The sequence below is a fragment of the Bacillus sp. ISL-46 genome (genome assembly GCF_018613205.1).
On record NZ_JAGGQR010000018.1, the window covers coordinates 90,245 to 96,267 of the forward strand.

General features: G+C 37.9%; 6 protein-coding genes. 1 reads left to right on the forward strand and 5 read right to left on the reverse strand.

Annotation, left to right across the window (positions count from 1 at the left end; all coding sequences use genetic code 11):
- Positions 1–22: 22 nt before the first annotated feature.
- From J7E67_RS12530 to J7E67_RS12550, 5 genes are all read right to left on the reverse strand, one after another.
- Positions 23–232 carry a YheE family protein gene (locus J7E67_RS12530; protein WP_088085981.1) on the reverse strand — a complete coding sequence of 70 codons (210 nt, stop codon included), beginning with the start codon at positions 230–232 and terminating at the stop codon, positions 23–25.
- A gap of 85 nt (positions 233–317) precedes the next feature.
- Entirely contained in the window at positions 318–1,364 is a 1,047-nt protein-coding gene (locus J7E67_RS12535; protein ID WP_214713248.1) for a YheC/YheD family endospore coat-associated protein, read from the reverse strand.
- Positions 1,361–2,725, reverse strand: a complete 1,365-nt coding sequence (locus J7E67_RS12540) for a YheC/YheD family endospore coat-associated protein (RefSeq protein WP_214713247.1) — start codon at positions 2,723–2,725, stop codon at positions 1,361–1,363. Before J7E67_RS12540 ends, J7E67_RS12535 begins: the two co-directional genes overlap by 4 nt.
- Entirely contained in the window at positions 2,703–3,806 is a 1,104-nt protein-coding gene (locus J7E67_RS12545; protein ID WP_214713246.1) for a YheC/YheD family endospore coat-associated protein, read from the reverse strand. The genes J7E67_RS12540 and J7E67_RS12545 overlap by 23 nt, the downstream gene beginning before the upstream one ends.
- Position 3,807: 1 nt before the next feature.
- On the reverse strand, positions 3,808–5,187 hold the full coding sequence (locus J7E67_RS12550; RefSeq protein WP_214713245.1) for a YheC/YheD family endospore coat-associated protein: 1,380 nt from the start codon (positions 5,185–5,187) through the stop codon (positions 3,808–3,810).
- 194 nt (positions 5,188–5,381) lie between these two features.
- Between J7E67_RS12550 and J7E67_RS12555 the strand changes: the two genes are divergently transcribed.
- Complete coding sequence (locus J7E67_RS12555) at positions 5,382–5,729, forward strand: YlbF/YmcA family competence regulator (RefSeq protein ID WP_168242412.1); 348 nt, start codon at positions 5,382–5,384, stop codon at positions 5,727–5,729.
- The last annotated feature ends 294 nt before the right edge of the window (positions 5,730–6,023 follow it).

A 6,023-nucleotide genomic window follows, 5' to 3' on the forward strand; every position in this document is an offset into this window, starting at 1 on the left:
CTTTAAAGATCCCGGTATTACATTATTCATAAACATGGTAAAGCATCAGCTCATGGATTTGGCTTGATAATGCCTCGATCTCATCTCGTTCAGGCACATTTGTTGTCCATTCTATATTCCCTGTTTGATGATAAATTCCTGTGACTCTTTGCTTTTTATGATAAAAGGAAAAATTCCATCCCGGAATATTTTTATTTTCAAATAATGGCTTGAATTGAAAGTGCATTAACATCGTGAAATCCCCCTTTTAATTTACTTACTATTAGCTTAACTTGTTTGGGAGATTTTTTAAATAGAATTTTCTGTCAATTTTTTCATCAGATCTGAAAATTTGAGAGTTGGAAGAATAAGCGGCAAAGTTGCTCAATTTTCTTTTCTTCTATTTCGTGTTCGTCAAAGCTCATGGGTTTGGAATTTACCTCGTAAATATAGTACTGCCCCGTTTTACTTACCCCAGCATCGATGGAAAATTCACCAAAATAGCCAAATCGTTCAGATAATGCCCTTCCAATATAAGGGATAATTGTTTCGATAAATTGATCATGCTTTTCAGAATGCAAAATTTCATAGGGCAAGAGCCTCCCACCGGAGGGTATATGAGTAGTAATTCCTTGTTCTTGTGATTGCCTAATCCCAATCCCAGTTAAAATATACTTACCTTCATCTGCGTGGGCAAGGATACGAAAGTCGAAACGATTACCTTCGTATTCAGCTGATGTTATTTCCTCTTGGGCTAGGTAGTTTTTCTCAAGTAGCTCCTTGCCCCAGTTCTCCCAAAAATGATTAAAGGATTTATAAATTTCCTGAAGATAGATTCCTTCTAATTGAACCTTGGAAGAACCCATCAACTTTAAGCGGAAAATCCCTTTTCCTTTTGATGATTGCGCAGGTTTTAAATATATGCTTATTTGCTTCTGCAGAAAAGTGATCAAGTCCTTTTTTTGCTGGATGAGGATTGTTTGCGGCAAAAAGGTTTGCAAAAACGGATGGGTTTTAAGTAATTCATATAACGCAAATTTATCGATAAAACATGGATTGAAAAAAGGGATATTTTTCTCCTTTAAAATCGAAAAAAGGCGTTGGTATTGCTCATTTTGTTCTGACTTTCGGAAAGGAACCCGATTATAAACCAGGTTTGGATAGGGGAATATTTCCTTAACCCAGTGATTTTTATCTGGTGAATAGGTATAGCCAGTAATAAGATCTGAATCTACATCTTCCGGAGTAAAGACAAAGCTTATTCCATCAAGTGAAATAAGCTTCTTTTGTAATGCTATAAAAAGCGGGCCATTACCCGCAATAGAACCATTTGATTTTCTCGCTGACATAATACCAATCAGTGGCCCTGCTTGATTGGCTTTCATGTGAATAGCTCCTCTGGGTGTAATAATGATTGCTCAGTAAGAAAGACAGCAAATGCGATGGACAATTTTCGTGTTAGCAAATCAAAATCTTTCAATTCGGGATGAGCAAAGATGGTCCTTCCAGGTTTTGAATTTGCTTCAAAGAGCCAAACATCTCCATTTCGGTCGATACCTAAATCAAAACCAATCTCACCAATAATGCCTTCTACATTCCTATCCAAAGAACTGCTTAAAAGAAGGGCGGCATGGGAGAGTCTTTCTTTATACAAAGTACGTTCATCCCCTGAGAATATTTCTTCGAGCGTTTTAACATTACCACCGCTTCTTGTATGAGTGGTCACGCTGCCAGGGCCTGCAATTTTCGCTGCAATCGCTGATACATGCCAATTTCCCAGATCATCTTTATTCGTGTGGACGCGAAAATCAATTGGTCTTGATTCGCTTCTGAGTAAATTAATGCCCTGCTGTACCAACATTTTTTCAAGTGATTGATTGGCGAATACGATACCCATCAATCGTTCTAAACTTGAAAATCTTCGCAAACGATTTACACCACTTTCATCTTGGTAGCGGCAAAAGTAATCATCGGTGTGCTTGTCATATATTATTTGGTGAACACCTAAACCAAGACTGCCATTTTTAGGTTTAATAAAAACATGGCCATGGGTAGAAAGCATAGTCTCGATCGAGGAGAAGGACGTAAATGGCAGTGTTTCTGGTAGGAAGCTTGCAACTATGTCATCTTGAATAAGCCTTTCATGAATATCAAGCTTGTTAAAAAATCCCGGATTATACCAAGGAATAAGGTATTCCTTTTGCAAGCGGTCACGCACCTTAATTAATTTTGGGTTATTTTCACTTCTCCGATTGGGCAGCCGATCATAAATAACATTAGGAAAAGGCACTTCAACCGTCTCCCATGCATTATTTTGAAAAATGTACCCTTCTATGATTCCTTGGTCCCAATCAATATGCTGTTCTCCAAATACAAAAGGTAAAGCACCCACCATTTTATTAACGGATAGAAGTTTTGAAAAGAACAATGTTCTTTCACCAATAGGTTCCAAAGGTAGTGAGGTAAATCCCGCTGTGAAAATACCTACAAGTGGACCGATAATAAGACTATGATTATTGAAAAAGACATGCAGTGGAGTGTTGAAATTAGGAAAATGGAGTGCTTTTTGAATTTCTCTGCTTATCGAAACCCGGTCATCCTTATCAGGATGAGGGATAAAATCAACTTCTATGGATCTCGAACCAAAGGCAATCCTTGTGATCTCTTTATCTTTAAGAAATGATGGAGGACAGAAAACAACTAATTGATCATTTTGAGCAACTTCAATGAGATAATGTTTTCTCATAATAGCTCTTCCTTTCTTTTGAATCTATCAGGGTTAAGTGTTTCCCGTAAAGCAATGGCGCTAGGTTCAGAGAATCTTTAAGGTCTGGTTGAGTTTGCAAGAGCACTTTTCGCCCAGGTTTCGAATTTACATCCAGAATCCAGATTGAACCATTTTTCGCTATGCCAATATCTACTCCGAGTTCAAATAATGGTAAAAATGCATTTTCAAGAAGAGGAGGAAGATTGGTGAGAATGTATGTTAATTCTTGATTAATATATTCCCTAGTAGCAGGTGGGAGAGAAGGTGACCAATCGGCAAAGGGGAGGACGGTCCCACCAGCACTTAAATTTGATAAAATACCGCCAGTATTTCCTCTACGAATCCCTCTTCCTAATTCGCTCCATTTCCCATCCATATTTTTTTGCAGTAGGACGCGAATGTCGAAGGGCTGCAGTTGATTATTTGATAATTCAAGATAAGGTTGCAGTAAGTATTGACGATTACAAATGAGCGATTGTAACCACTGGGTTAGCTTCGTTTCATTTGGGAAAATCCGTGAAATAATCTTCTTTTGTTTTTCAGTTTTAACATGAAAGGATTTTTCATTTTTTTTCAAATAGTAAATGCCATTCCCTTGCGATCCGTTAATGGGCTTTAAAATAATCCTTTTCTTTGTTGTTAATTCATTTAATACGATGTTAGTATCGGAAACAGATTGAGTTACAGGTAAGTAAGCCGATAAAACTGTTTTTCTTAATTCTTCATAGAGTTCTAGTTTATTTGGCAGCCCATATCCTAAAAAGGTGATGTCAGTTCTGGTCTTTAGCCAAGATACAATCGGAATGCATTGTTTGGAATGCTCATCATCACCGTAAAAACAACGGTCATAAATAATCGCTGGAATGTGAAATTCACTGTCGACCCAGGATTTTGTAGTTGAATTAAATTTTTCCCCTTTTACTTGAAGTGTCAGCGGATCTATTTTTGAAGGGATGAAGCGGTAGCATTCCATCCCACAGGATTCTGCAAGGTTCGCGATTTCGTTTATATAGGACTGTTCACTTTCCATGCTAACTGTCATTATTCCAAATGCAATCAATTTAATGATCCTCCTTTACAATTGTAGATTCAAATGCAAGCAACGTACAAAATTGGATGAGCGCCTTAGCAGACGGCCTAATTTTTCCTAACCCATCCTCAAAGTTTTTAGAAGGTTTAGAGTTTACTTCTATTATCCACAGCTGTCCCTCTTGATCGACCCCGATGTCGATCCCTAATTCTCCGGTTATCCCTGTTGAAGAACCACTAATAGTCGAAGCCGTTTCAAGCGCTAATTCCTTCATAAGTGCAAGCACTTCTATCGATTTTTTATGGCCGAGACAAGTGTGTAGAACATTTAAGGGTCTGAGAATTCTTCCTCCCCTTGCAATGTTGGAAACGAACTCATTTTCCGATGCGACCCTTGCCACAATCGAGGTAACTTGCCAATGGTTGTTTAGATTTTTGTGACACAAGACTCTAAAGTCCACGGCACAGGATTCAAAAGTAACTAACTCAATCCCCTGTTGAACAATATAAAAGCGATTATGGAGTATTTGCTTTATAAGTTGGTGGACTTCATCTAAGAGATATTTATTTCTAGATCTATCGTTAAGAGCAGCGATAGAGGTTTGTAAAGAGAATTGGCTATCCTCTTCCTTTTTCAATTTCATAATATTTCTGCCTTGACTGCCATGAACTGGCTTGATAAATACCGTTTCAAATTCTTGAGTAAGTTCATATAAGTGTTCTTTTGTATAAATTTTGGTTTTGGGTAAAAACGGAAAGAGATGTTTCTCGTGAAATATTTGATTATACACTTCCCATTTTGAAAGAAAGCGTTCATTAAAAAGTGGAATCAGTAAGGTTTCAAGTCTTTTACGAAAATGTTTGAATGGCTCAGAGTGTTCAAGTTTGCGGGAATGGATTCGGTTGTAAATAACATCTGGTAAAGGATGTTCGAAGGGACTCCATTTCCCATTTATAAGGTAATACCCACGATTTAAAAATTGATCATAGGAAAAAACATAAAAAAAGCCGCCAGTCTCGGTAATTCCATGATGAAGCTCTTCGCAAAAAGCATGAATAGAACGAAAATGGGGTTCCTCTTCCTCATTTGAAGGGAAATCAGTTAAAAGTCCAATCACAGGCCCAAGCTCAAGTGTGAGTAAATCAGGCTGATAGATGGCCTGAAATTTATAGTCCTGAATGGGGAGACAAAAATCTTTTAAGATATTTTCGGGTATAAGCATCATATTTGGGTCCATTTCAATCGTTTTGACTTTTGTATTTATCGTCTTGTGTCCTAATTTGATATTTAAGTCAAGGTTATGATTCACTAGTAAATTGGTAAACAATTGGTTGGACATTTGCACAAAGCAGTCATTTTTATTTTTTTGTTTCATTGGTTTAATCGTAATTGGAGTTATTGGAAAAAACATAAGCATTCCTCAATTTCTACCTAGAGCTTATAGGCATTAGTTGATATAGTAATGTATGTAACATTAATCTAGATGGTGATATTAACATTCTCGCATTTAAGTGAATAGTTTGTTATAGTTGATTCGGAATAAAAAAGCGGAAGCGCCCGTTTAGCGGCGCTGGAGCTAGACATCATTAAAAAGGAGTGACACAAGTGGCAGTAAATTTATATGATTCCGCCTATGCGTTAGAAACAGCCATTCGTCAAAGTGAAGAATATACCCAACTACAGCAAGCTTATAAAGAGGTAAATGCTGATCCAGCAGCAAAACAGATGTTTGATAAGTTCCGTCAAATCCAAATGGACCTGCAACAGAAACAAATGATGGGGCAGGATATATCAGAACAAGAGGTCCAACAAGCACAATCAACCGTTGGACTCGTTCAGCAAAATGAAAAAATTGCTCGGCTTATGCAAGCGGAACAACGGATGAGCATGGTTATTGGGGAATTAAACAAAGTGATCATGAAGCCATTAGAAGACCTTTATGGAAAAATGTAAACTCAGTTAGAAAAGCCTTGGGAAAAGTGACCGAAGGCAGGTTGTCGAAAAACTTTCGATAGCCTTTTCTTTTATTCCCTTTCTTTAATAATTCACCGCGTTAATTTATAATAATAATATATAGGATTTTCAACTAGTCTGTTGATTTGCGCTCCAGGCGCTTCGCTTTCCGCGGGCGTGCCGGGGAGCCTCCTCGTCGCTTTGCTCCTGCGGGGTCTCCCCTGCCCCGTACTCCCGCAGGAGTCTGCGCGCCTTCCGCTCCAATCAACAAGTTATAAAATCAATAATGACCTT

Bases quoted from the DNA above. Each gene is read 5' to 3' on its own strand.
- J7E67_RS12530 (WP_088085981.1), bottom strand. From the start codon at position 232: ATGTTAATGCACTTTCAATTCAAGCCATTATTTGAAAATAAAAATATT.
- J7E67_RS12535 (WP_214713248.1), bottom strand. From the start codon at position 1,364: ATGAAAGCCAATCAAGCAGGGCCACTGATTGGTATTATGTCAGCGAGA.
- J7E67_RS12540 (WP_214713247.1), bottom strand. From the start codon at position 2,725: ATGAGAAAACATTATCTCATTGAAGTTGCTCAAAATGATCAATTAGTT.
- J7E67_RS12550 (WP_214713245.1), bottom strand. From the start codon at position 5,187: ATGTTTTTTCCAATAACTCCAATTACGATTAAACCAATGAAACAAAAA.